We start from the raw sequence: 25,778 nt of genomic DNA on the forward strand, positions 1-25,778 counted from the left end.
AAGGTGTTGCTTTATGGTTGAGGATTACAAGCTGAGTGTATACAGTGCCAATATGGAACTGGTAAAGTCCGGGCTGGTCACTTTTACCTGGGGAAATGCAAGTGCCATCGATAGGGCGAAGGGTCTGGTGATCATCAAACCGTCGGGTGTTGCATATGATATGATGAGCCCCGAGGATATGACGGTGGTCGACCTTGAAGGGCGGATTGTGGAGGGTCGGCTGAAACCCTCGTCCGATACCCCCACGCATCTGGTGCTGTACAAGGCTTTTCCTGAAATAGGAGGAATAGCCCACTTCCATTCCGAGTTTGCAACCTCGTGGGCGCAGGCTGGCACCGATATTCCGCTATTGGGGACAACACATGCAGATTATTTTGCAGGCGATGTTCCCTGTACGAGAGAGATGACCGATAAAGAGATCAGGGGCGACTACGAAAGGGAGACCGGTAATGTGATCGTCGAGAGGTTCACTTCCGGTCTGCTCGATCCTCTGCAGATTCCCGGCGTGCTGGTTAAAAACCATGGTCCCTTTACATGGGGGGAGTCTGTGGCAGAGGCGGTATTCCATGCTGCGGTCCTTGAACAGGTGTCGAAAATTGCCTACTTTTCACATACGTTGAATCGGCACTATTCCATGAATAGCTCACTGGCAGAAAAACACTATTCGCGTAAACATGGTACTGGAAAATATTATGGTCAATGACTTGCCGGCCTGACGGTTAGTAGTAGGAGCCGGTAAGCCTATTTGGTTAAAAGTTATTATTTCTTAAAAATTTGTATAAAATGGGTATATGTAGAAGAGTGGGAGGAGTACTGAACCGGTGTGGTTTGGTTCTGTTGTGCTGGATGGTCTTCTCCCAGGCATTTCCAGCGTCAGATAACAATCATGTAAAACCCCTTCGAGTCAGCAGGCAGAATCCTCATCTGTTGGCGACGGAGAATGAATCGCCGGTATTTCTCAACAGCTTTACCGTTTGGAAGCTGCTCAGAAACGGTTCAAGAGAGGATGTTGAGTATCTCCTGACCGATCTGAAGCGCAAAAAGCTGAATGCAATATCCACGATTGCACTTGATCTTGAGTTGGAGGAGCTGGGAAAGAACTATTACGGTGACTATGCCTTTCAATTCAACGAAGCCGGGCTCCCCGATCCGCTTCAACCGATAGTCACACCTGGTAACGATCCACAATCTCCCGAAGAGTATGATTTCTGGGATCACCTCGATTTTGTGATTGCCAAGGCAAATGAGATGGGGATGTATGTGGTCCTCCATCCTGCGTGGGGCGACTGGTTTACGGGGGAATATAACGGAAAGCCCAACCGGTTCATCATTTTCAATGAGGAGAATGCCTACAAGTATGGATTCTGGATTGGCCGGCGCTATAGTGAAGCCCGAAATATAGTCTGGATGGTTGGCGGAGACAGGTCTGCCGTATATGGCAAACTGGACTATAGGTCCGTTTTTTCGGCAATGGGCAGAGGTATTGCCGACGGTGTAAAAGGTGGAGCAGGGGAGAAAGATCCGCTTATCTCGTTCCATCCGAGGAAGTGGGCGCCCAACTCTTCGGAGTGGTTCCACGATGAACCCTGGCTTTCATTCAACTCTATCCAGGACACTCCTTACGACCAGGTTACCTCCGTGCCGAATGATTATGGATTGAGTCCCGTCAAGCCGACCTGGCTTTGCGAAGGAAGGTACGAAGGGCCGATTACCGACTGGGGTGTCAGGTACCAGGCATGGCAGACAGTTCTTTCGGGAGGGTTTGGACACACTTACGGTTCTGATGCGTGGCAATTTCCGAGAGACAATTGGCGTCAATATCTCGACCTGCCGGGTCTTACCCAGATGGGCTATCTGTACTATGCCGTCAGGGAAATCTGGAGCGATAAACAGTTTCTGGGCAGAACGCCTGATCAGGGCCTTATCCTGGGGGACCAGGGAGAGACGGTAGGTGATGGCAATACCCGGGGTGACGGCGATGGAGGAGGTGCTTCCGCTTCGAGGAAAGATGGCCGGTCTGACAGGATTACGGCGATGCGCGGGAACGACGGAAGTTGGGCCATGGTCTATACCGCAGCAGGTAAAGAGTTCCGACTAGACCTCGGAAAGCTGAAGGGGCGACTGAAAGCTTACTGGTTCAACCCTGCTACCGGAAAATGGTGGGTTGACGGAGTGGAAACGGCCGACATGCGACCATTTCAAAAGGGGATCAAGGCTGGGAAGGGTGATATGACCTTCGACCCTCCAGGCAATCCCGGTAATGAGAATGACTGGGTGCTGATATTGAGGAGGTGAAGCTACTCCGGTGTATTGCGATGAAGAAAAAAATTAACCATCAGGTGTAATTTTAAATTTAATAAGCTACAAAGAAAGATGAAACAGAAAGCGAAACTATTATTGATTACGTTTCTATTTCTTCCACTATGTGTGCTTGCACAGCGTCAGGTAACCGTAAAGGGTAAGGTAATAGAAGCAGAGACCAATGAGCCTTTGCCGGGTGTTACGATTCTTGTGGAAAAATCTACAAGAGGTGTAACCACGGACATGGACGGTACGTTTGAAATACGGGTGTCGACTTCCGACAAGTTGGTCTTCTCGTTTGTCGGAATGCAATCCCAGACTATTGAGGTTGGTGACAAGACCTACTTGGAGGTCTCTATGTATCCGTTGGCCGATGAGCTGGATGAGGTGACGATCGTGGCTTTTGGAAAACAGAAGAAGGAGAGCGTTATCTCATCCATCGAGACAGTGAACACCAAGGAGTTGCATGTACCTTCAAGTAACCTTACCACCGCATTCTCGGGAAGAATCGCCGGAATGATATCCTATCAGACCAGTGGAGAGCCCGGTCAGGACAACGCAGATTTCTTTATCCGGGGCATCACCTCGTTCGGTACCGGAAAGGTAAATCCGCTGATCCTGATCGACAATGTGGAGGTCTCTACCCACGACTTGTCGAGGTTGCATCCCGACGATATCCAGAGCTTCTCCATTCTTAAAGATGCTACTGCCACTGCACTTTACGGAGCACGAGGAGCAAACGGGGTAATCCTTGTTACCACCAAAGAGGGAAAAGAGGGGAAGGTAAAGGTGTCGTTGCGATTCGAAAACTCCTTCTCTACTCCAACACAGGAGATAGAGATGGCCGACCCCATCACCTATATGCAGTTGGCCAATGAAGCTGCGCTGACACGGAATCCGTTGGCGCCGATGCCCTATTCGAATAACAAGATTGAAAATACCATTCTCGGTCTGAATCCCTATGTCTATCCAACCGTAGACTGGATGGATATGCTTACCAAGGATGTTGCGGTGAATCAGCGGGCAAACATGAATATCTCGGGAGGAGGCAAAGTGGCGCGATACTACATTGCAGGTTCCTTCTCCCAGGATAATGGGATCCTCAAAGTGGACAAGCGGAACAACTTCAACAACAACATCGACCTGAAGAAGATCCTGATCCGGTCGAATGTCAATATCAATCTCACTCCGTCCACGGAGGCGATAATCCGTGTTCATGGTACTTTTGACGACTACTCGGGACCGATCAGCGGTGGGAGTGACCTCTATAGAAAGATCCTCCGGGTGAGTCCGGTACGTTTTCCGGCATATTTTGAGCCCGATGAAAACCTGACCGGGGTACAGCACATTCTCTTCGGAGGTCAAGAGGATGCTCCCTATATGAATCCCTATGCCGAGATGGTAAAAGGTTACCGGGAAGAGAGCAAGACTGTCCTCCTGGTGCAGATGGAACTGAAGCAGGATTTCGGCCAGTGGGTGGAAGGTCTTACCGGGCGGCTCCTGGGTAACACTACCAGGAACTCCGGTTTCGACCTGTCTCGCTCATACAATCCCTTCTACTATGAAGTGGGGCAGTATGACCGCATCAATAATAAATATCTGCTGACGGAACTGAACCCGGACAGCGGTACCGAATACCTGAACTACATTCCTGGATATAAGTCGGTTTCGAGCTCTTTTTACGCCGAAGGTTCGGTTGCCTACAACCGGAAATTCAACAAACATGGCGTGAGTGGCATGTTGGTAGGAATTATGCGCAACCTGCTGGTTGGAAACGCCAGCTCGCTGATCCAATCCCTTCCGGCCAGAAACCTGGGTCTGTCGGGCCGTTTCACCTACGATTACGACGATCGTTATCTGACCGAATTCAATTTTGGATACAACGGTTCTGAGAAATTCGACAAAGGCCACCGCTGGGGCTTCTTCCCTTCTTTCGGAGTCGGCTGGGTAGTCTCAAACGAACCCTTCTGGAAAACCCTGAACACGAATCCCTTCATCTCAAAACTGAAATTCCGCGGCACCTATGGATTGGTTGGAAACGACGAGATTGGAAGCGACCGGTTCTTCTATCTGTCTGAGGTGGCTATTGGTGGCGGTGGCGGATTCACCACCGGTTATGATTTTGGGAAAGGACGGACAGGCGTACGGGTAGGCAATTATCCCAACTCTGAAATTGGATGGGAGATCGCCTATAAAACCAATCTGGGTATTGAAATCGGCCTGTTTGACAATAAGATGGAGATTTTGGCCGACCTATATAAGGAGGAACGGACAAATATCTTGCAATCGAGGGCGGACATCCCTACCTCCATGGGATTATGGGCTACTCCGCTAGTAAACGTGGGTAAAGCCTCTGGAAAAGGAATTGATGTCTCGGTCGACTATAACCATTCGATCAACAAAAATACATGGGTAACAGGAAGAGCCAACTTCACCTATGCACGCTCCATCTATAAATATTATGAGGAGCCCGACCTGAGCGAGATACCCTGGACCTCCAAAATCGGAAACCCAATTTCTCAGAAATCGGGCTATGTGGCGGAACGCCTCTTTATCGATGACGAGGACGTAAAGAACTTGCCCCGTCAGGATCTCGGGGAATATGGTCCGGGAGATATCAAATACAAAGATATTAACGGGGATAATATTATCAACGAAATCGACAGAGTGCCCATCGGACATCCAACTACGCCCGAGATCAATTACGGCTTTGGTCTCTCTGCCGGACATAAGAATTTTGATGCATCCTGCTTCTTCTCCGGATCTGCACGCTCTTCTTTCTGGATCGACGCGGCGACAATGTCTCCATTCGTACAGTCAAGTTCAGGCGGAAGAATCCTTGAGACCGGACTGGCAAAATTCATTGCGGATGACTACTGGTCGGAAGCATCTCAAAATCCGTTTGCAGCCTGGCCGAGGCTTTCCAACTACTTGGTCAATAACAATGTGCAACGGAGTACGATGTTTATGCGGGATGGCAATTTCCTGCGCCTGAAGAGTGTGGAACTGGGTTACTCGCTCCCCACCGCGATAACCAGGAGAATGCACCTGGAATCCTGCCGGTTCTACTTGAGTGGAACCAACCTGTTGCTGTTCAGCAAGTTTGATTTATGGGATGTTGAAATGGGTGGTAACGGCTTGGGTTACCCGTTGCAACGGGTCTATAATATTGGGTTGAATCTCTCATTCTGAAAATACAATGAAAATGAATCGAAAAATATTAAATATCAGTCGTATTGTCGTTGTTTTTGCGCTGGTGGCGATCATCGCTTCTTGTGATGACTACCTTAACATCATTCCGGACAATACGCCAACAATTGATCATGCATTTAAAAACCGGCATGAGGCGGAGAAGTACCTCTACGGATGCTTCTCGTTCCTGCCCAACCATGCAGATCCGACCTCCAATCCGGCTCTGTTTGGAGGAGATGAGGTGTGGTATATCGATCCGGCCAATATCGTGAGTCCGTTACTTTGGAATATTGCCAAGGGGAATCAGGGTACCAATTCACCGCTTGCCGACTACTGGGCCAGTATACAGGATGATAGCAACCTGCAGGGTGGCAAGGCGCTTTTTACGGCATTGAGTGATTGTAACATCTTCCTCGAAAATATCGACAAACCGTTCGACCTGGATAAGTCTGAACGGGATTGGTGGGTTTCCGAAGTACTCTTCCTGAAAGCCTACTATCACTACTACCTCTTCAGGATGTATGGACCTATTCCATTGATCAGGGAGAATCTTCCCATCAGTTCAACCACGGAAGAGGTGAGGCGGTTCCGCGAACCTGTAGATGATGTGGTGGAATATATAGTGGAGTTGTTGGATCAGTCGCTCGAAAACCTGCCGGAGGAGATTCTGGATGTGACTTCCGATATGGGACGTCCAACTAAAGCGACTGCCTTGGCGTTGAAAGCTCAGGTGCTGACGCTTGCCGCAAGCCCCCTGTTCAATGGCAATACAGATTACGCTTCAGTTGTCGACAAAAAGGGGCGGCAGCTATTTCCGCAGGAATATCGTCCCGAGAAGTGGCAGCGGGCGGCAGCTGCGTTGAAAGAGGCTATTGATGCGGCGCATGAGGCAGGACATGAGCTGTTTGATTTCAGCGAGACAACCTTTGCAAGAGATCTGAACGCTCCAACCATCCTTGCGATGCAGGTGAGGGGAGCTGTGACGGAACGATGGAACAAGGAGATCATCTGGGGTGAATCGAACTTCAATCCCGATGCTCTGCAAAGGGTCTGTTTCCCGGCGTGGAACCCCAACCATAACTCGGGAGGAATCGGAAAGAGCTATGCACCTACCTTGCAGGTGGTAGAGCAGTTTTATACCAGTAACGGTGTCCCGATCGAGGAAGACAGGGATTGGGAAGGAGTAGACCCGATAGGAATAAGAACAGGCGACGCAAGCCACAAGTTCTATATCAAGGAGGGGTATCAAACTGTCAATCTACACTTTAACAGGGAGGCGCGTTTCTATGGCTCCGTTACGTTCGATGGCGGAACCTTCTACGGAAATGGCCGTATCTCCACGGATGACAACATGTGGCATACACCAATGAGAGGGGCTGACCCGGGAGGTGGTGTCGCACCTACTGAACGGTACTCAAGTACGGGGTACCTTTGCAAAAAGCTGGTGCATTATCTCAGTTCGGTCCCCGAAGCCAACTCCAGTATCACAACCTATCGCTATGCATTTCCGATCATACGGCTGGCCGATCTCTACCTGATGTACGCTGAGGCGTTGAATGAGGTGAAATCCTCTCCAGATGAGGAGGTCTATGAGTATGTCGACCTTGTGCGCGCCCGTACGGGGCTGAAAGGGGTGGTTGAGAGCTGGCAGGATCACTCTAACGTTCCCGATAAACCCGCTTCAAAAGAGGGTATGCGCGAGATTATCCGTAGGGAGCGCCTGAACGAGCTCGCGTTCGAAGGGAGCCGATTCTGGGACCTGAGACGGTGGAAACTTAGTGAGGAGTATATGAACAGGCCTATTAGAGGGTTGAATATCAGGGGTGAGAACCCGGCCGATTTTTATCAGGTCAGGGAGATCTATCGTCCGACATTTGGGAAGAAAGATTACTTGTGGCCGATTCGGTTACGCGTTTTGCTGAAAAATACCAATCTGGTGCAGAATTTAGGATGGTAAATAAAAAAGAGAGCTATGAAGAGTAAATTGTTATATACAGTGTTGACTGCAGCACTATTTCTCCTTTATCAATGTGAAGAGGTGAAAGATTGGCACGATCCGACGGATAATATTCCACCGGGCATCGTAACCAATGTGAAGGTTGAAAATACCTATGGCGGTGCAAAAATCACCTATACCTTGCCGAGCGACAATGATCTTCTTGGGGTTAAGGCGGTTTACGCACTGGATGAAAAGGGTCTGGAGTTGAGGGAGGCCTTCTCCTCCGCATTTCGCGATACCATAGTTCTGGAAGGATATGCAGATACGCGGGAGTATCCGGTTACGCTCTATACCATCGACAAAAGCAGGAATGAATCGGCTCCGGTGCAGGTTACCATTAAACCGTTGACAGCCCCCGTCAATCTGATCATGGAGTCGTTAAAGGTGAATTCAACCTTCGGTGGAATCTACATGACCTGGGAGAATCCGATGAGACAGGCAATCGCTATCTCGATCTATAGGAAGAATGCAGAAGGGGAAATGGCCCTTTACGATACCTACTACTCCGATGCTCCCAGTGGAAGGGCCTCGTTCCGCGGTTTTGAGGCTGTAAGTCAAAACTTCCGCTTTGAGATGAGAGACAGGTGGAACAATTATGCCGCTCCACTCGATACGCTACTTACCCCGCTGTTTGAAACGGAGATTGTGGGGAAAGATGAACGTGGGGTGATGATATGGAAGCAGTGGGGTTGGAATGGAAACGTAGCCGACGGTTCCCACCTGTATCGGGGTGATATGAACCGCCTGATCAGCGGCCGTACTATCGACCGGGCGGTAGACGGGGTAGAGATGAGCGGTAGTGCCTACTGGCATTGCTCCAATAATGTGTTGGGCGATTTTGTCCCCGGCGAATCGGAATCGAACCTCTTCCCCTACTATTTTACCATCGATATGGGGCGAAAGGCTTCGTATAGCCGCTTCCGCTGGTGGATGAGGGACAGATCGCCGCTCTATTCTGCAGAACTTCCTCTCGAATTTGAGGTGTGGGGAACAAACAATCCGAAAGCCCTAAGTGAAATTGGCAATGGGAGCAAAGAGGATAACCTGAAATATTGGACCGGCTGGCCCCAAGTGGGCGGTACCGATGAATGGAAAAACGATTGGGTAAAACTGGCCGATTGTTATATGAAACTTCCTTCAGGAGCAACCTCTCCGAACGACCTTAGCAACGAGGATCGCGAATTTATCCGTGCAGGAATTGAGTATGAGATTGATCCCGATAAAACCGACCAGTCTTTCCAGTATATCCGGTTTTGCGTCTACAGCACAAACACCGGCGTACCGCAGTTCATGATAAGTGAACTCAAGTTCTGGGGCTCTTATGCGGACTGATCATCATGCCTGATCAATTGCCATGAAACTGTAAGCCAATACGATTGAATGTTGACGAAGTCGTATTGGCTTACTTCTTAAATGCAAAAGTTATGTGCAAGCAAAAACAACACTCTCCTCAAATGAAAAAGCGTTGTTCTGACAAAAACGGATTTACTTTTTTGGGTGAAATTTATCGGGTACGACTTTTAACATTTCAACAAAACATTCTAAAAATTGCTGTGCAGACATCGTGCAAACCGAATTATCCAACTTTAAACCAGACTTTTCAGAAAGTTCCCTAACTTGTTGTTTACGAAAGATTTTCTTCAAAGCCGTACGTACCGGCAAATCAGGGAAATGAAGCATAAAATAAAGAAAATCAAGATATTTTTCTTTCATCTCGACACCGATATTTTCACACTTCTTTTTACTGATTTTTAGTAATGCCGACTTAACCGTTGGAGGCGGCAGAAAACTTTTCGGACTAATTTCATACATCAATTCCAACCTGAAAAATGTATGATAAAAAACAACATACGGGTTGAAAAACTTTTGCTGAACAAGTTTTTGAGCGGGTTCTAATTGCATAATCAAACAGCCTTGCGTAAAATATTCCAGATTCGTGAACATCAGCGATTTCAGAATATCGGAAGTGATTCCGTATGGTATATTAGAAACCACTTTAAAATGCTTTTGCGGAAACGAAAACCGCATATAGTCGATTGCTACAATGTTGACTTTTTTATTACATCCGAATTTCGACCTGAGTTCGGATACAAAACGCCTGTCATTTTCAATAGCTATCACATTGTCAGAGTTTTTAGCTAAATGAACAGTCAAAAAACCGAGACCGGCACCAATATCTAAAACCAAATCTTCTTTTTGCGATCAGCCAATAATTCATCATTGGATAATTGTGTACCCGTAAAATGTCCTCCTTTCCCACAATCATAACCGGTTTTTTTCATTACAAGACTTTATGACATCTCGAGACCGAACTCAGGTCTTTCCAGTCTGTTTTTCCAACCAATCCAAATGCCGCGAATTGAGTTTTGAGAAAACTATTTAAATTCAGGGTTTTCCAGAAGGGTTCGTTTGAGACTACCCAGCCGACTCCGAAAGAAGGGAAGAAGCCCCAGCGGTGGCCTTTGTCGAATTTCTCAGTTTATTGTTCCAAAAAAAATTGGTCAGATAACGATCGGCTAATCGTTGGGGCAAGATTCAGAAGGTTTTTTTCGGACTTTATTGTCGCAAAAATCGTTTCCAACCAGCAGGTTGCGATAAAACCAACATGAACTCAGCTTTTTGTTGAATTTCCGTATGTATCAAACCACTTTAAAAAAGCTCGAAACGAAATCCGCATATAGTTCGATTGTACAATGTCCATTTTTTTCCTCCAGAATTTATTTTGATCCCCCCCCGCCCCATTCAATAGTATAATTGGATTTTTTAAGACAGTCAAACTCCGGTGCCTTACCCAGGTCCCCCCCACGCCGTCCAGCCAGCCGAAATCATCTTCATTCCTCTGTCGGAAAGCTTCCTCCTTCCCGGAACCTTTTACCATCTATAATTACGCGGGAGCCCCTTGACTCCGAAGGAAGTGTTAACCCCCTCAATTTTAGGAGTAAAATAGTTTTGGCTAGACTCAGAGAAAAATAGAGGACTCCCACTGCCTCCAGGTCGCAAAATACCTGAAATGATTTTGCCCCGTGACGAGTGTAAAAAGACATCACATCTCTTTTCAGGCGATTTGTTTTTGAAGTTTTCCCTTGTCGTCTTTGAATCGATTATCCTGGGAGAAAACCTCATTAATCGCGTTTTCCCCCGTCTTTCATGTTTGCTTCTGATTCAGTACATCCGGTAAATCCATCGTCACTTAAACATGATTCAAGTGGGTATTAATCTTTTATTCGAATGGGATCGGCGCCTGGATTCGGCACCACCATTCGACTTATGGGATGCTTATCAAATGCATCCTCAACAACGCGGCTATGGTTGAAAACGCCTTTTCGCTTTCCGACTTGGTCTGAATCACCTGTAAAAGCAAATACGCGATCAGGGTACACCATACTTGGGTCTTTATCCCGTTTTCAGTGTCGGAATAAAAATAGGTGAGTTGGAAGTTTTGCTTCAATTTTTTGAATCCCGTTTCGATAGACCACCTATTTTTATAAATCAAGGCAACTTCCTCGTCTGTTATTTCCCAATTATTGGTGATGAACTTGTATTTACGCCCCTGTTCATCCCTGTACCAAACTAAACGAAGGCATAATGTCCTCGTCTGTCTGACTTTCTTCCTTTTTTTCTTGCCTTCGGTCCCCGTCTCGACCTGACCGATAAAAGCGGGGAAAAATGGGCGATCAGTGCAAAGTAGAACAGACGGAACAGCTCCTCGTCCTGTCACGCAATGCATCTCGGCAGTGCTTTTTGCAGGCGAACTCTCCATGCCCAGGTAATTCAACTTGCCACCCAAGGCACGCATGCCGTCACAGACTTCACCCATCGAGTCGCAACGGAAAAAATGCCAAAGAGCATCACGATCAATTGACCAGAACAATAACACTCGACCTTATTACCAGCTCATCGAACTTTTCCCTCGGGAGAATATTCACTATTTGTCTTAAGATCGGCTGACCGACAAATTTATTTTCGCTAACTTTGCCCATGGTTGGAAATTTAGTTTTTGACAATCCAAATTTACAACTTAGGGACGAGACTTCGGTTAAGTCCCTATATTTTCTTCATTTTTTAGTCGGTCAGTACTGATAATTTTTCTATTTTCAAAAGTAAGCCCCCCTGAAAAGGGTAAGCATCTCTAAATCCTGGTCATCTCGTTGCCAATCTCGTTCCGGGTTTTCTAAAAATTTTATCAAGTGCAGGTAATTAAACAGGTGTATCCTGCAAAATGACACCAGGTTGGAGAATGCCCAAGGCCGTTTCAACCGCTTCTGTATAACCGTGAGCAAGAGGTTCACGATCAAAGCGCAATATACCTGTATTTTTATCGCGTTCTCGTTGTCCCCGAGGAAGTACTTCAAGGGGAAGTTACCTTTTAACTGCCTGAACAGCAATTCAATTTGCCATCTAATCTTGTAAAGGGCGGCTATCATGTCGGGACGAAGGTCGAACAGGTTGGTGAGGAACTCGAACTTGCGTTTCAACACCCTGTCGTAGAACACCACCTTGCGCAACATCAGCTTGCCCTGCCCATCGTCCTCCTTGACGGTCACCTCTATGATGGTGTCCTCCAGCACGCCGCTATGAATACATTCTTCAACGTGAAGCTCTTGTTCCACCTTGTAAACGGCGTCGTCCTTGATGCGGGTGACGAAGCCGGCCCCCTTCTTGCCGAACAACTTGAAGGCCTTGTAGTCGTTGTATCCCTTGTCGAAGACGTAAATGGTGTTGTCGTCGGGGCTGAGTTTCTTCAACAGCGCGTGGTCGTGCGTGGCGGCGGACGTGAACCATACCATCTTGGGAACGGGCTCGTCCACATTGATGACGGTGTGCACCTTGATCCCCCCTTTGCGTTTACCGTTAGAGGGTGTTCTGCCGACGCACTTCAGGATGTCCTGAAACAAGCTGATGACCGTGCTGTCGAAGATCTCGACCTACTTGTTCAACACGGCCTTGAACCGGGTGTCCGAGATCACGTGTTGATACTCGCGGAGCAAATCGTGATACACGCCCGAGAAGAAATCAACACTCCGGCGCTTGTTGGCGTCCGACAATGTGCTCCTATAGGGTATGTGGCCGAGTTGGAAATGCCTGGTCTTGCCTGAAAGACCGAGCATTGCGCCCGCCACCTCTCGCAGGGAGGAGCATTTGGCGAAAACACAAAATAACATGCTTATGAGGTGATCCTTGGCCATGAAACGTTTCACGTAATGATCAGCCTTGTGGCGTTTGCTGTTTCGAGCGATGATTCCTGAATCTATCATAGATATGAGCTGTCCGAAAACCGATTGTCCGAAAAAATAAGTACTTTTGTTCATTGTAGTCTTGTTTTGTGCTAAATACAAAGCTACAATTATTAGTACGACGGGCAAAACTCAAATTTGCCCGCGTACTTTTTCTAAAAAGTTTTTATCGGACAACAGTGGTTTTTTTTATTTTTTGTAAGTTTGAAAAACGAAAATGGTTTTTGCTCGAGTTCGTATTTATAGAAAGTTTTAAATTTCTTAGCCCCGCCTTCGCAAAGCCGTTAACCGTTTCGAACCGATCGTTCAGTTTAAACATTAGATTAAAAATTGTTGTATATGAATATCCAAATGAGAGTAATCGGAATCATCCTGACCGCACTGGTCATTACTCAGGTGTCGTGCAACACCTACCGGACACGGACCGGGTTCAACCTGCCGGAGGCGGTGCGAATGGGCGACATTCAACGGGATAGCTGCATGACCATTCCGCTCTATCAGGGAAACGGACATTGGGGTTGTGCAGACGGCGCATTTGGATTGCATATTCACCCTGAAGAGGGTGACGCATTCGGAAAAACAGAGTACATACATTTAGGGCACCATGTAAGGGCGAAGTTCAATGCCGACTATTTGTTGCCCCTTGCCAAAATCTTCTGGGAGACCCTGCCTGAAACGACTGATCAATATGAACAGTACCAGTCGTTCTACGACGGAATAATCACGACCAGGTTCACCACGGGCAAGAACATGGTGAAGACAACTACATGGTTTGATCCGGTCAACAAAGACCTGGCCGGGATTATCATCTAACTGAAGGGCACCGCTTCCGACGTCATATTGCAACCTTTCGGCAAGACCGGAGTCCACTATAACCAGGTAGTGGAGCAGATATCTCAAATCCGTAAAGTAGACGATTGTTGGCGGGTAGATATAAGTTGCGGGGAAGTGGTCTCCTCACTCTATCTGAAGAGCAATGCAAATGTGAGACGTGAGGGGGGCTGTTTGCGCCTGCAACTCCATGAGGGGAAAAACGAGATACTTATCTCCGTTGGTAGTCCCATTGAGAAATCAAATCGGGAGTCATTAAACGGAACAATCGAGTGGTGGAACGAGAAGTGGATGAACATGGGATGCCTGCTGATTCCTGATTCAACGGCGCAACGCATGTGGGTCAGATCGATGGCGATGTTTCTCTCCTCCTTTACCGGTGATGGCGCCGGTTTATCGCCCCCTTGCGGATTGAGCGGCAATGGCTGGCCCTTTTATTTTCCTCAGGATGGCTCATTTGTCCATGCTGTTCTGCTTGCCACCGGAAATATCGATATCGCCAAATCGTGGATCGAACGGCTTGCCGCCGACCCGGATGGGTTGCGGGCCTACACGAAACGGCTGTTCGGTGTGGACGGTATTTTCTCTCCCTGGGTATTTCCATATGGTACTATCGAAGGGTATCACGACCCGGTTCCGCCCAACCAATTTTATTACGAAATTCATAATGCGGGCTATCTGGCAAGGATGGCGTATGAGACTGCCCTGTTGGTGGATGATGAGGCCTGGACGGAGAGATATGTCGTCCCGCTGATAGAGGGTACGGCGGAATTTTACAAAAATATCAGCCGGAAAGAGGAGGATGGCCTATGGCATCTGTTTGTAACCCCTTCGATGGGACAGGATGAGAGGGGAGGCGAGAATCAGAAGGATTATCTGTGTGCTTTGTATAGTGCCAAGTATTGCTTCCAGAGGGCGGTAGAGCTGAAACTGGACAGGGATGGAAGCTATCGGGAGATATTGGAGAATATGGCTTTTCCAGTTTTGCTGTCACCTCAAGGCTTATACTACTCCTGCAATTGCGAAGGAGATGCCAATTTTGGGGATCAGAAACATCCTGTCCAGTTGAATCCGCTGACCTTCTTGCCTGTAGACACTCTGCTCTCTGACCCATCGCGGATCGCGTATGAGAAGCGGTATGAGATTACGGCCAATGCAAAAGAACCGCTCTTCCATGGCTGGACATTGGGAACGTTTCTCCTGGCCGGTTCAAGATGCGGAAACCCGGAAGAATGGATAAAGGATTGGGAGAATCTTCGAATATCTGATAATGTGGATGCCGAGTGGATTCAGATATATGAAAGCAGCAGCAATTACGATATGCCCTTTTATATCTCCACAAACGGATTGATAGCTCAGTCGCTCCTGAACAATCTGATAAGCGATTGGTACGGGAAGCTGGAGATAGCAAAATGCAACCCCTGGCAAGGTGATATCCATTTGAAAAATATCTATTCAAAATTGGGCATTGTAATTGATGGAGTAATCAATGGAAGCAGTGCCCGCCTCTATCTGAAGGCGTGGAAGGATGCGGAGTTTGAATGCAATGGTGAGATTATCAGGCTGAAAAAAGGGGAGGTTCTTGAGAAAATAATTGCAGCACCCCATTCTGATATGCCAAACGGAGCAGATCCGGCTTGAAGGTTGCAAATCATGGCTCCGGTAAGATATAAGGTAACAGGGATCTCCTGCAAGATATCAAAAGTTACGATAAATGGCTCAAAATTGGGAAAAAATTCTTACTTTTGCTGTTGAAAAATGTATACAAAAAGGAGTTCTTGTTGCATATCAAACAGCACTGCTCCGTTAAACAGTTTTCCAGATTTTGAGCATTCAATTTTGATCTCTCCACTTAACAATCATAAGTTGTAGCGGTTGAGATTACGATGGAATAGAGTGGTCCAGGGTGGGGGTTTGTATACATTTTGTGCGGGATAATTGTCAAATACTGGTTTACATGAAAAATTTAACATCAAACGACGCATATAGTCGAATCCTGAATGCAATTATCACTTCCGAGCTTCGTCCGGGGGATACTGTGGCCGAAATTCAGCTGGCCCAAAAGTTCGGGTTTGGCCGTACCCCGGTCAGGGAAGCCATTATGAGGCTTGAAAATGAGGGATTTATTGTCTCTGCAGAGCGCAAGAAACGGGTTTACATCCTGTTCCCCAAGGATATCGAGGAGATCTTCCAGATCAAACAGGCGATAGAGAGCATGACTGCCAGCCAGGCTGCTGAAAAGGCAACACCGGAGGACAAGAAGGAGTTGTCGGATATGCTGGCAGAGATGAAATCGCTGACAACGATGGATAGTTCCCGTCACGACGAATATGTGCAGCGATGGCTTCAGCTGGATATCGATTTTCACGGTCTGTTGTTCAGGATCGCAAACAACTCCAGGGCTGGAGTTATTGTGGACAACCTGAATCTCCAGTTTATGCGGATTAAATTGGGCATGCTGGTGCTTGAGGAGCGGGTTGGGAAATCAATCTACGAGCACCTTGAAATTGGAGAGGCGATCCTGGAAGGGAGGAAAGAGGATGCCGCCAGGTTGATGCATACCCATCTCGAGACCGTAAAACAGACCATCATCGCATTGATGAAAACCTTCTATTATCATGCTCCCTGACTTTAATGATCAACATATTTGATCTCGTACGGTTTCAGTTGCAGGTTCAGCTCCGCATGGCTGATAAATATTTCCTTATTTGTGAGGTTGGCTGCGACCGTGTATTGTCTGCCTTTCGATTGCCATGATAGCAACGAGTATGTTGTTGGCATTGTTGAGCCGTCGGCCAGCAAGAATTCCGGAGGGCGATTGGCGAATTTCCTGAAGAGTTCCAGCAGCGGCGAGTCGTGTAATGGGTAGAAGATTGCCGTTATTGCCTCTGTTCCGGCCAGTATCAGGTCGTTCAGAACACCGATAAACCAACCGGCTTCCAGATTCCCCGCCGCGAACCGATACCTCTCCATGCTGTTATCCGGACAGATTTTATCTACATTTGCATTGAATCTCCTGAAAATGGAGAGTGAAGAGATATGGACCGGTCTGGTATCGGCAAACGATTGAGCTGTCCGTACAGTGTCAAACCCCCCTTTGATATTCTCGATGATCGACAGTTTATCGGATGCATGCTCTTGTGGCTGAATTGAATAGCAGATAAAATCGAGATCCTCTGCAGAGGGACGGTTACGATTCAGTTGCGCGAAATTGGCATCGGTACCTGCACCTGCTTTTACATTCGGTAGGGTACTCCTCAGTTTTGGAACAAGCTTTTCAAGTATGGAGCCGGACAACACGAAATCGGTCGAGGAGAGAAGGGCAGCCCAGGCAATATGATCGTGCAGCCGAAACGTGTAGACAAAAGTGCAGAAATCGGCCATCTCCTCTTCGTAACGATCACTGAAGTAGAGGATGGCATAGATGGAGATCTGCTTTTCCCGGGCAAGCAGGGCATGCTCCTTTGCCTTTTCTTCCCACCCGTTGCGGTACAGACGAAAGTCGATCCGCAGGTACGAGAATGGAAATGCGACGTTGCCGGCGGGCCCGTTGAACGCTTCGAACGAGAAGTTTTCCGGAATAAGTGTGCCCAATTTGGGAAAGGGGAGCGGTCTCATGCTGCCATACAGCGATTCAGTCTGCGTAGGCGCGTCGGTTTCTACAGAGGTGGTGACCGATATTTTCTGATGAAACCGGTCTCCCTTTTTTACTGCTACCGGAAACGGTAGCGCCAACGGGGTAGAGTAGATCTTGTATGAAGCATCTGTCCAGTTCCGTTGATCTTCCATCTCGAAGATATCGCCCTCGAAAATGAACTCGGAGGTCAGATGTCCCGTTCGCAACTTCATTTGCCGGATGTTCAGGATTGGTTGATGAGGGGATACCAATATGGGGAGTTCGACGGATGAACTGCTCCCATCGGTGTGTATCACATCACAACGCGATCCTTTGAGTGATGCATTCAGATGGAGACACAAGCCAATCCGGTTCTTTCTGAAATCGGACAGTGCCTCTCCCGATGCCTCAATCTGCAGACTACCGGTATGGGTGTCAATCCTGATCACGATATGTGTCGTGAAGTTTATTGCTTTCTCTTGAAACAGCAGGTCATAGGAGTAGATAGTGGTAGACCCCTCCACAACCGATGTGAGGTTGTGCAGTGACGGCTCGATATTCAACCATGTTTCATCGCGTACTGCAAAATAGATTCGTTGAATGATTTCAGATCCATTGATGGAAAACGTGCGCAGGTCGCCGTCCGTAAACCGAAAGCTGATGTTGTTTCCGCTGGGTAACATTGTTACAGGCTATAACTGGTAACGCTGCATCGATACCTTGATTGTCTTCGCCGTAAAGATAATAAAAAAAGTGTTATGATAACCTGGGTCAAGCGGGTAAATGATCCGACTCCACCAGTATGCAGCCGTTCAGATACATCTCGTCCAAAGCCCTTTTGTCGTCGCCGGGCCTCACATTTACAGGTTTTATGGCATCGGTGATCACATAGGTGTGAAAACCGAGGTTCACGGCATCCAATGCCGTGGTCTTGACGCAATAATCGGTGGTCAATCCGCAGATGTAGAGGGTGCTGATCTCATTCTCCTGAAGGAAGCCGGCCAACGAGACGTTGGTAGCTTCAAAAGCGGAATAACCGTCATCGACGTTGTCCGTACCTTTTCTTAACTTCAGGGAGATCTTGTCACTCTTCAGACCGGGATGAAAATCGGCGCCGTGAGTACCGGCAATACAGTGTGGCGGCCATTTTCTGAAATGGATGCTCTCTTCGGGATGCCAGTCCTGCGATGAAATTACGATGTCAAACTTGTCGATAATGCTGTTTATCACCGGTACGACGTTGTCGCCATCCTTGACTCCAAGTGCACCGCCCTGGCAGAAATCGTTCTGCACATCCACTATCAATAATGCCCGCTTGGCTCTATCTGATTTGCCTGCTTGATTCATTGTTTTCTGATGAAGACCTTTAAGAGGCCCTCATCAATATAACAATAAACGGTTGCCCGTGTTCATTTTCCGGTTGGATAGAGGGTGTGGTTTCCCATCATTTCCAAGTGACAGCCCAGTAACTCGCCCGACTCTTCATCCCGGAGGTGTAGCCCATTCCCCTGACAGAACCGGTAGGAGCTGCAATTGGCACACTTGCCGGTTCTGGTCCATCTCCGGTCACGCATCACCTGATAGCGGGTGTTCCACACCGCCCAGAAGTCGTCCTTGTAAATGTTGCCCTGGATGTAGTTGCCTCGAAGGCTTGGGCAGGCTCCAATATCTCCGTTTGCCAACACCGAGGCGATATGAATCCCTGCCTGGCAGAAGAAGGGTGCGTCCCTCACCTCCATCTCGTAATCTGCCAGATAACCTTCACACCCGTAACTGACATCGATTTTCCGTTCCCTCCGGGTTTCACGGATAAACTCCATCAGCTGTACAAACTCTTCAGTAGAGAGTTTCAACAACGGATTGCCTTTGGCTCTACCTCTCGGGAAAAGAGTAAAAAGCCTCCACTTTTCGACTTCAAGTGAGATCAGCATCGATTTCAACTTGTGTAGATCGTTGATATTTGATCTATTGGCACATGTTGTCACCTCATACGCCAGACCCGGAGTGCTTGCTACCCGTGAAATGGCATTGAGTGTCCTGAGCCACGATCCCTTTTTGCCACGGAACCATTCATGAGACTCCTCGGTATATCCGTCCAGGCTTACAGTTACGGAACGCAATCCTGCATGCAGCAGTGCATCAAGCCGCCCCTGCGACAATTCCCAGCCGTTGGTGACAAGTCCCCATGGATACCCCATCCTGTATATCTCCCTGCCTGTCTCCTCGAGGTCCTCCCGGAGGAGCGGATCGCCGCCGGTAATCACAATCATTGTCTTGCGCGGATTGAGATGTGGACGGATATCGGAAAGTATCTTCAGAAAATCCTCCTTGGGCATGTCGGCAGCTAGCTCCTCCCGTGTGCAATCGCTTCCGCAATGTACGCAATTGAAATTACAGCGCAAGGTACATTCCCAGAAAAGGCAAGTAAGGCTGTGCAGTTTGCTCTCTATTCTCTTGTTCTCCTGAAAGAGTGAAAGCAACATCTTTTTTTGAAGTTTCATTCTTTTCGTTCGATTCTTTTAAGGTGAAGTCACCATCGCTTGAATGGATGGACGGTGCGTGGCTGAATATGGTTACATCTGGTGATGGTTCCAAGATGGGTGAAAGAGTGCTCGTCTGCTCAGTGGTATTGAATTTAGATAAATATCTTTTTTTTGTACAAAAATAGATATTTTGGAAGATAATGCCAAATAGGAATAAAATCACTATTTGTGGGGATTGTTTCGTTTCCATTTATCGAGTTACTTTGCAATATCAAATAACACCTTTTATCCGATGAAAAAATTAATAATGATAGCACTGGCCGTCAGCCAGGTTTTTATTTCATACTCCAGGGTTGCAGACCCTGAAAAAGGGAACGGTCCGCAAGATACGTTGAGGGTGTACTACCTGAACGAAGTGGTTGTAACCTCGTCTGTAAAAGAGACAAACGAGTTGAAGAATATGCCTACCGCAGTTTCGGTAATCTCCCCGAAGCAGTTGAAGGATACACAGATTGAGTCGTTGCCGGGCTTGAGCTCAATCATCCCCAACTTCTTTATTCCCTCCTACGGGTCAAAAGTCTCCACGCCTATCTATATCCGGGGGATAGGTGCCCGGTTGGGAGCGCAGACGGTGAGCCTGTATGTGGATAATGTACCCAGTTTCAACCCATCTGCATTCGATTTTGAGTTTCAGGATATCCAGCGAATAGAGGTGCTTCGTGGTGCACAGGGAACACTTTACGGAAGAAATGCCATCGGGGGCATCGTGAACATGTATACCTTGTCGCCCCTCACCTATCAAGGCACCCGGCTGATGATGAGCGGCGGCAACCACGGGCAGTTCTCGGTTAAAGGGTCCGACTACCGGAAGATAGGCGATAACTTTGGCCTCTCGGCCGCCGCGTATTACAAGCGCGACGACGGGTATTTCATGAACAGCCATACCGGGGAGAAAGTAGATGCTTCCGAAAACGCCGGTGCACGGGTCAAACTGGAGTGGCAAGCTTCCCCCTCGTTCAAGGCATTGTTGTTTGGTAATTACGATTGGGTCTCGGGCGGGGCATTCCCTTACATGCACGTGGATTCTACCGCCTCGAGCTTTAACGAGCCGTCGTCCTACGACCGCCACCTGTTTACCAACGGGTTGTCATTGAACTACACTGGAAGTGGCTACAGCATCCACTCCACCACCGGTTTCCAGTACTTGAAGGACGATATGAAGATGGATCAGGACTACAGCCCTAAGTCGATTTTCTCGATTAACCAGAAGCAGAAGCAGCATTCCGTGAGCCAGGAGATTACCGTGAAATCGGATTTAGAAGGTCGCTATCGTTGGGTGGTGGGCGCGTTTGGTTTTCACGATCATCGCGAGATCGATACTCCGGTGGCGCTCAAAGAAGGAATGGTGGAGGTATTGCAGGCTGAGCTTGACCGTTTTACTGCCAATGCACCATTGACGATTACGTACGCGGGCGACCGGATCGACCTGCCGGGTATCTACACGAAACCATCGCGTGGCGCGGCTTTATTTCACCAATCCACCCTCGATAATCTCTTTGGACTGGAAGGGCTATCCGCTACGGTAGGCGTTCGTTTTGATTACGAGCATACCGGCATCGATTTCTTCACGGAGAGCGATGGAGGAGATGTGAACATCGATTTTCAAATTCCTAACATGCCCATACCCTCTATGTTTATTGAAGGGGATACATTGTTGGGGGATAGTTATAGCAAAGACTTTTGGAAAATACTTCCCAAGTTCGCGTTAAAATACCAGTTTTCACCCACTTCACAAATATACCTTTCCGCGTCGAAAGGATACAAGACCGGCGGTTACAACGAACAGGCGTTTTCGAAGATATTACAAAATGCCTTGCGGCAATCGCTCATGAGAAATCTTGACGAGAAGACACCTCCTACTATACCAATACCCGGAATGCCCTCTGACGGGACGGATGCACCCACGCTCGAAGAACAATTATCCTATGACCCCGAGACCAGTTGGACCTACGAGCTTGGGGGAAGGTATGAGATGTTTGATCAGAGATTGTCGCTGACCTACGCGCTCTTTTACACGCGGGTAAACAATATTCAGATTATTAAACTCATGGATCAGGGGATGGCAGGGCGTACCGTGGATAATGCCGGGAAATCGGATAGCAAGGGGTTCGAGCTGAGCCTTAAATATACACCGATTAGTAATTTATCGTTGTATGGTGACTACGGATTTGCCGATGCCCGCTTTGTTGAAAACGACGAGCAGGAAGAGGAAGACGAGTACGCGGGCAATCGTATTCCATTCGCTCCGCGACATACGGTTAGCTTGGGAGCTAGCTACGTGCATCACCTGCCTTATGGTTCGTTTATCGACCGCCTCGTGGCCAACGTGCAGTACAAGGGAGTGGGGCGTATCTACTGGACCGAATCGAACAAAGACGCGAGTGGGCAAGAGCTCTACCAACCCTTTTACGGGTTAGCCAATGCCAGCCTTGCAGCAGAGAAAGGAGCTTTCGGATTGGAATGCTGGGTGGAGAACCTCTTCAACACCAAGTACAACGCGTTCCTGTTCGAGCAAGACGATGTGATGACAGGCGAAACGAACACCTTTGTGCAGCGCGGGTATCCCATCCGCTTCGGTGCCACGTTGCGGTACACGTTCGACCGGTAGCGGAACGGCTTCTGCTAAAGGAGGATTTTCCCGGTAACGAGAAGCACGGCAATCCAAGTCGCACCGGTAAGCAACAGGATAATGACGGTCCACTCCCACGGTTTGGGCCGTTCTTTTTTCTCCCTTTTCGCCCGGAGGTAAAGGAGCGATCCAATGCCGTAGAAAAGCACCGAGAGAAAAAGATACTCCACCCCCACCGCGTAGATCACGTACAAGGAGTAGATCGTGCCTAGGAGCGCGACGAATAGGTTTCGTCCCGTTTTCTCGGTCGTCCTGTAACGAAGGGCAACCTTTACCGCATAGAGCGATGAGAGGAGGTATGGGATCAGCACCAGGCTGGAGGCGATGGTGATGGCTGCCAGATAGGTTTCGTTGAGTTTGGGCGACAGGATGGAGAGCAGGAAGAGCTGTGTGCAGCACTGGGTGAGGAGGAGTGCATTGACCGGGGTGCCTTTCCGGTTGACCTTCCTGAAGGTGCGTGGCAACACTCCATCCTTGGCTGCAACATAGAGTGTTTCCACCGAAAGCAGAATCCAGGAGAGGCTGGCTCCCAGTACTGAAACCATGATGCCCAGTTTGACTGTCAGGCCACCGGCAGTACCGATGAGTGTCCTGCTGAGTACCAGTGCCAGCGGTGTCTGACTGTCGGCCAGTTCACCGGCGGGAATCGATGCCATGGTGATCACGGTAATCAGCATGTAGACGGTGAGAACAACCAGCAGCGAGAGGATGGTGGCTAACCGTACCGTCTGCTGGCTCTTCGCCCTGCCGGAGAGGACGGAGGCGGCCTCCACACCTACGAAACACCAGAGAATGATTGCCATGGCCCCTTTTAACTGAAGCAGCGGTGCGGTCTCCTCACCGTTGGACGCCAGCCGCTGTTGCCAGTCCGGTACCAGGAGCAGGTCGCCCCGTACCAGTGATACACCCAGAAAGATGATCAACAGGATCGGGATCAGTTTGGCGGTTGTCACGATGAAGTTCAGGATGGCGCCTTCCCTGATGCCGCTCATCAGGATGGCAAAAAAGAGCCAGAGGAGTGCAGAACCGGTCAAAAAGGCGGCAAGCGGCGAAATGGCATGTTCGCCCAGCAGATCGTTGAGTGTCTTGAAGAGGAGTACCAGGCAACTCACGTTCCCCATCCAGCCTGCCGACCAGTATCCCCAGGCGGAGTTGAAACCCATGTAGTCGCCAAACCCGTCGCGTGCATAGGCATAGATGCCGCTTTTTAACTCCGGTTTACGGGAGACCAGATAGACGAATACCAGCGCCAGGGTAAGTGCACCGGCCCCGCCGGTTGTCCAGGCGATCAGGGCGCCTTGAGGGTTGGCCACACGAATGAGATCTCTGGGAGAGTTGAAGATGCCCGACCCGATCATGGAGCCGATAGCTACAAATACCAGCAGCCACAATCCCAGTTTTTCCTCTTTCCGTTGTTGCATATTATCCAAAGATCCAGATGAGCAGCACGACGACAACCAGCGAGGGCAGCATGTTTATGATGCGAAGTTGCTTGATGCCAAGAATATTGATACCCAGCCCTATTAGAAGTACTCCCCCCACATTGGTGAGTCCGAATATGATCTCTTCGCTGAAGAGGTTTCCGGCGTAACCGGCGAGCAGGGTGAGGATGGCTTGAAAGATGAAGAGGGGAAGTGCCGAGCATACAACTCCCGATCCGAAAGCTGATGCCAGCAGGATGGCTGAGAAGAAGTCCATCAACGATTTGGTGTAGAGCAGGTCGGGAGAACCGCCGGTACCCTCCTGGATTGTACCGAGAATGGTCATGGAGCCCACACAGAACAACAGAAAGGCAGTGACCAGGCCCTCGGAGAATCGCTCGTTCCCGATACGGAAACGTCGCTTCAGCTTGTCGCTGACCTGCTCTGCACCCTTCTCCAGATTCCACCACTCTCCCAGAAGAGAGCCGATGGCGAGGCTGCTCACCACAATGAGAATCTTCTCCATGCCGACTGCCATGTTTGCTCCGATTGCCAGCGTAAAGAGGCCTATAGCCTGAAAGTAGATGGTGGTCACTCGCTCCGGCATCCGTTTCTTCAACAGCAGTCCAATCACTCCACCGCACAGCACTGCAGCTGTATTTACCAGGGTTCCGATCATTTCGTTTTCCAATAAAGTGCAAAAATACCACTTTTTTGTGATAATAGACCTGCTGCCGAGACCGATCAGAAAAAAAGCGGTGGGTATATCCGCCCCTTAACCGCTGTTTCGGGACAGAACTGCAAAAAAAAATTGTAACTTTGCGATCCAATGAAATAGATCAAGATATGTACAACTGGTTTGAATGCAAAGTGCGTTATGATAAGACCCTGGACACGGGGATGATAAAAACGGTTACCGAACCTTACCTGGTGGATGCAATGTCGTTTACCGAAGCAGAAGCAAGGATCATTGAAGAGATGAGACCTTACATGTCGGGCGAATTCACCGTTTCCGACATTAAGCGGGCAAGATTCTCCGATACCTTTTTCAATGAAACGGGCGACCGTTACTACAAGGCGAAACTATACTTCATTACTCTCGACGAGAAGAGCGGTTCTGAAAAAAAGACGGCCGTCAATATGCTCGTACAGGCCTCCGAGCTGAAAGAGGCGGTTGAGATCGTAGAAATGGAGATGAAGAAGACAATGGTCGACTACACCATTGCTGCGGTCAACGAGACCGCCATCATGGATGTGTTCAGGTATCAGGTTGAAGAAAACTCAACTACAGGAGAATGAGCATAAAGGGTAATCTGGAAGAGTTGCGGAGATCGGTACCGGCTGAGGTCAAGATAGTAGCCGTCTCGAAGTTTCACTCGAGTGATACAATCCTTGAAGCCTATGGCGCCAACCAGAGAAGCTTCGGTGAGAGCCGGGTGCAGGAGCTGAGAGCCAAGCAGCAGATGCTTCCGGAGGATATTGAGTGGCACTTTATCGGCAGCCTGCAACGAAACAAGGTGAAGTATATTGCCCCGTTTATCCACCTTGTCCATAGCCTCGACAGTGAACGGCTGATGCTCGAGATTGAAAAGCAGGCCGCGGCTAACCGGCGGATAATTCCCTGCCTGTTGCAGCTACATGTAGCCCATGAAGATACAAAATCGGGTTTTCTGCCCGACGAGTGTCGCCGTTTTCTTGCAGAAGGCAGGTGGCGAGATTGCAAACATGTGCAACTTGCAGGCGTGATGGGGATGGCTACCTTTACCGACGACCTGGAGCAGGTGAGAGGAGAGTTTCGTCTGATACGATCCCTGTTCGAGGAGTTCAAATCGGACTATTTCGCCAACGATGAGCACTTCAGGGAGATCTCCATGGGCATGTCGGGCGACTATCCCATTGCTGTGGAGGAGGGGGCTACGATCATCCGGGTAGGCACCTCGATCTTCGGCGAACGATGATCCGTGCAATCTATCTATCGTTTCAATAATTTCCTTCGCGTGATTACTTTTGTC

General features: G+C 48.7%; 20 protein-coding genes. 11 read left to right on the forward strand and 9 right to left on the reverse strand.

From position 1 onward, the window contains the following. Positions 1-13 precede the first annotated feature (13 nt). The 5 genes from ING2E5A_RS03765 (at position 14) to ING2E5A_RS03785 (ending at position 8,824) form a co-directional block, all read left to right on the forward strand. Entirely contained in the window at positions 14-703 is a 690-nt protein-coding gene (locus ING2E5A_RS03765; protein WP_071136257.1) for an L-ribulose-5-phosphate 4-epimerase, read from the forward strand. A gap of 80 nt (positions 704-783) precedes the next feature. Further along, a complete protein-coding gene (locus ING2E5A_RS03770; protein ID WP_083373173.1) occupies positions 784-2,295 on the forward strand; it encodes a glycoside hydrolase family 140 protein in 1,512 nt (503 codons plus the stop codon). 78 nt (positions 2,296-2,373) lie between these two features. Then, a complete protein-coding gene (locus ING2E5A_RS03775; RefSeq protein ID WP_071136259.1) occupies positions 2,374-5,493 on the forward strand; it encodes a SusC/RagA family TonB-linked outer membrane protein in 3,120 nt (1,039 codons plus the stop codon). Positions 5,494-5,506: 13 nt separating this feature from the next. Beyond that, a complete protein-coding gene (locus ING2E5A_RS03780) occupies positions 5,507-7,450 on the forward strand; it encodes a RagB/SusD family nutrient uptake outer membrane protein (RefSeq protein ID WP_071138178.1) in 1,944 nt (647 codons plus the stop codon). A 15-nt stretch (positions 7,451-7,465) separates the two neighbouring features. Continuing rightward, positions 7,466-8,824, forward strand: coding sequence for a DUF5126 domain-containing protein (locus tag ING2E5A_RS03785; RefSeq protein WP_071136260.1), 1,359 nt, complete (start codon positions 7,466-7,468; stop codon positions 8,822-8,824). 153 nt (positions 8,825-8,977) lie between these two features. Here ING2E5A_RS03785 and ING2E5A_RS03790 read toward each other — a convergent pair whose 3' ends face one another. The 4 genes from ING2E5A_RS03790 to ING2E5A_RS15575 form a co-directional block, all read right to left on the reverse strand. Continuing rightward, positions 8,978-9,679: an rRNA adenine N(6)-methyltransferase family protein gene (locus ING2E5A_RS03790; protein ID WP_394332593.1), complete on the reverse strand. Its 702-nt coding sequence runs from the start codon at positions 9,677-9,679 to the stop codon at positions 8,978-8,980. Between the two features lie 1,078 nt (positions 9,680-10,757). Then, positions 10,758-11,309, reverse strand: coding sequence for a transposase (locus ING2E5A_RS03805; RefSeq protein ID WP_071136263.1), 552 nt, complete (start codon positions 11,307-11,309; stop codon positions 10,758-10,760). A gap of 277 nt (positions 11,310-11,586) precedes the next feature. Then, positions 11,587-12,411, reverse strand: coding sequence for an IS4 family transposase (locus tag ING2E5A_RS03810; protein WP_394332596.1), 825 nt, complete (start codon positions 12,409-12,411; stop codon positions 11,587-11,589). 6 nt (positions 12,412-12,417) lie between these two features. Beyond that, positions 12,418-12,801 carry a DUF4372 domain-containing protein gene (locus ING2E5A_RS15575; RefSeq protein ID WP_197678521.1) on the reverse strand — a complete coding sequence of 128 codons (384 nt, stop codon included), beginning with the start codon at positions 12,799-12,801 and terminating at the stop codon, positions 12,418-12,420. A 264-nt stretch (positions 12,802-13,065) separates the two neighbouring features. Here ING2E5A_RS15575 and ING2E5A_RS03815 point away from each other — a divergent pair, with 264 nt between their 5' ends. From ING2E5A_RS03815 to ING2E5A_RS03825, 3 genes are all read left to right on the forward strand, one after another. Further along, positions 13,066-13,539 (forward strand): hypothetical protein, encoded by a 474-nt coding sequence (locus ING2E5A_RS03815; protein WP_071136264.1) that lies wholly within the window; start codon positions 13,066-13,068, stop codon positions 13,537-13,539. A gap of 69 nt (positions 13,540-13,608) precedes the next feature. Beyond that, positions 13,609-15,198 (forward strand): hypothetical protein, encoded by a 1,590-nt coding sequence (locus tag ING2E5A_RS03820; protein WP_154670022.1) that lies wholly within the window; start codon positions 13,609-13,611, stop codon positions 15,196-15,198. 316 nt (positions 15,199-15,514) lie between these two features. Beyond that, positions 15,515-16,186 (forward strand): GntR family transcriptional regulator, encoded by a 672-nt coding sequence (locus ING2E5A_RS03825; RefSeq protein ID WP_071136266.1) that lies wholly within the window; start codon positions 15,515-15,517, stop codon positions 16,184-16,186. 2 nt (positions 16,187-16,188) lie between these two features. On the opposite strand, the gene ING2E5A_RS03830 is transcribed toward ING2E5A_RS03825, so the two are convergent. From ING2E5A_RS03830 to ING2E5A_RS03840, 3 genes are all read right to left on the reverse strand, one after another. Then, positions 16,189-17,856: a hypothetical protein gene (locus ING2E5A_RS03830; RefSeq protein ID WP_071136267.1), complete on the reverse strand. Its 1,668-nt coding sequence runs from the start codon at positions 17,854-17,856 to the stop codon at positions 16,189-16,191. A gap of 88 nt (positions 17,857-17,944) precedes the next feature. Beyond that, entirely contained in the window at positions 17,945-18,520 is a 576-nt protein-coding gene (locus ING2E5A_RS03835; RefSeq protein WP_071136268.1) for a nicotinamidase, read from the reverse strand. 62 nt (positions 18,521-18,582) lie between these two features. Further along, complete coding sequence (locus ING2E5A_RS03840; RefSeq protein ID WP_071136269.1) at positions 18,583-19,674, reverse strand: TIGR04133 family radical SAM/SPASM protein; 1,092 nt, start codon at positions 19,672-19,674, stop codon at positions 18,583-18,585. A 274-nt stretch (positions 19,675-19,948) separates the two neighbouring features. On the opposite strand from ING2E5A_RS03840, the gene ING2E5A_RS03845 reads away from it, so the two are divergent. Next, positions 19,949-22,324 (forward strand): TonB-dependent receptor, encoded by a 2,376-nt coding sequence (locus ING2E5A_RS03845; RefSeq protein ID WP_071136270.1) that lies wholly within the window; start codon positions 19,949-19,951, stop codon positions 22,322-22,324. A 14-nt stretch (positions 22,325-22,338) separates the two neighbouring features. On the opposite strand, the gene ING2E5A_RS03850 is transcribed toward ING2E5A_RS03845, so the two are convergent. Both ING2E5A_RS03850 and ING2E5A_RS03855 read right to left on the reverse strand, forming a co-directional pair. After that, the gene (locus ING2E5A_RS03850; RefSeq protein WP_071136271.1) at positions 22,339-23,766 is read right to left on the reverse strand and encodes a basic amino acid/polyamine antiporter; all 1,428 of its coding nucleotides are present in this window, start codon (positions 23,764-23,766) and stop codon (positions 22,339-22,341) included. 1 nt (position 23,767) lies between these two features. After that, the gene (locus ING2E5A_RS03855) at positions 23,768-24,445 is read right to left on the reverse strand and encodes a DUF554 domain-containing protein (RefSeq protein WP_071138179.1); all 678 of its coding nucleotides are present in this window, start codon (positions 24,443-24,445) and stop codon (positions 23,768-23,770) included. A gap of 167 nt (positions 24,446-24,612) precedes the next feature. Between ING2E5A_RS03855 and ING2E5A_RS03860 the strand changes: the two genes are divergently transcribed. Both ING2E5A_RS03860 and ING2E5A_RS03865 read left to right on the forward strand, forming a co-directional pair. Continuing rightward, positions 24,613-25,065 (forward strand): DUF4494 domain-containing protein, encoded by a 453-nt coding sequence (locus ING2E5A_RS03860; protein ID WP_071136272.1) that lies wholly within the window; start codon positions 24,613-24,615, stop codon positions 25,063-25,065. Beyond that, a complete protein-coding gene (locus tag ING2E5A_RS03865) occupies positions 25,062-25,724 on the forward strand; it encodes a YggS family pyridoxal phosphate-dependent enzyme (protein WP_071136273.1) in 663 nt (220 codons plus the stop codon). Before ING2E5A_RS03860 ends, ING2E5A_RS03865 begins: the two co-directional genes overlap by 4 nt. The last annotated feature ends 54 nt before the right edge of the window (positions 25,725-25,778 follow it).

Origin of the sequence: Petrimonas mucosa, assembly GCF_900095795.1 — a bacterium.
In the GTDB taxonomy this organism is placed as follows: domain Bacteria; phylum Bacteroidota; class Bacteroidia; order Bacteroidales; family Dysgonomonadaceae; genus Petrimonas; species Petrimonas mucosa.

What these genes read in the sequence shown, in the direction of transcription:
- ING2E5A_RS03765 (WP_071136257.1), top strand. Translation starts at nt 14, where the DNA reads ATGGTTGAGGATTACAAGCTGAGTGTATACAGTGCCAATATGGAACTG.
- ING2E5A_RS03770 (WP_083373173.1), top strand. Translation starts at nt 784, where the DNA reads ATGGGTATATGTAGAAGAGTGGGAGGAGTACTGAACCGGTGTGGTTTG.
- ING2E5A_RS03775 (WP_071136259.1), top strand. Translation starts at nt 2,374, where the DNA reads ATGAAACAGAAAGCGAAACTATTATTGATTACGTTTCTATTTCTTCCA.
- ING2E5A_RS03780 (WP_071138178.1), top strand. Translation starts at nt 5,507, where the DNA reads ATGAATCGAAAAATATTAAATATCAGTCGTATTGTCGTTGTTTTTGCG.
- ING2E5A_RS03785 (WP_071136260.1), top strand. Translation starts at nt 7,466, where the DNA reads ATGAAGAGTAAATTGTTATATACAGTGTTGACTGCAGCACTATTTCTC.
- ING2E5A_RS03805 (WP_071136263.1), bottom strand. Translation starts at nt 11,309, where the DNA reads ATGGGTGAAGTCTGTGACGGCATGCGTGCCTTGGGTGGCAAGTTGAAT.
- ING2E5A_RS15575 (WP_197678521.1), bottom strand. Translation starts at nt 12,801, where the DNA reads ATGAACAAAAGTACTTATTTTTTCGGACAATCGGTTTTCGGACAGCTC.
- ING2E5A_RS03815 (WP_071136264.1), top strand. Translation starts at nt 13,066, where the DNA reads ATGAATATCCAAATGAGAGTAATCGGAATCATCCTGACCGCACTGGTC.
- ING2E5A_RS03825 (WP_071136266.1), top strand. Translation starts at nt 15,515, where the DNA reads ATGAAAAATTTAACATCAAACGACGCATATAGTCGAATCCTGAATGCA.
- ING2E5A_RS03830 (WP_071136267.1), bottom strand. Translation starts at nt 17,856, where the DNA reads ATGTTACCCAGCGGAAACAACATCAGCTTTCGGTTTACGGACGGCGAC.
- ING2E5A_RS03835 (WP_071136268.1), bottom strand. Translation starts at nt 18,520, where the DNA reads ATGAATCAAGCAGGCAAATCAGATAGAGCCAAGCGGGCATTATTGATA.
- ING2E5A_RS03840 (WP_071136269.1), bottom strand. Translation starts at nt 19,674, where the DNA reads ATGAAACTTCAAAAAAAGATGTTGCTTTCACTCTTTCAGGAGAACAAG.
- ING2E5A_RS03845 (WP_071136270.1), top strand. Translation starts at nt 19,949, where the DNA reads ATGAAAAAATTAATAATGATAGCACTGGCCGTCAGCCAGGTTTTTATT.
- ING2E5A_RS03850 (WP_071136271.1), bottom strand. Translation starts at nt 23,766, where the DNA reads ATGCAACAACGGAAAGAGGAAAAACTGGGATTGTGGCTGCTGGTATTT.
- ING2E5A_RS03855 (WP_071138179.1), bottom strand. Translation starts at nt 24,445, where the DNA reads ATGATCGGAACCCTGGTAAATACAGCTGCAGTGCTGTGCGGTGGAGTG.
- ING2E5A_RS03860 (WP_071136272.1), top strand. Translation starts at nt 24,613, where the DNA reads ATGTACAACTGGTTTGAATGCAAAGTGCGTTATGATAAGACCCTGGAC.
- ING2E5A_RS03865 (WP_071136273.1), top strand. Translation starts at nt 25,062, where the DNA reads ATGAGCATAAAGGGTAATCTGGAAGAGTTGCGGAGATCGGTACCGGCT.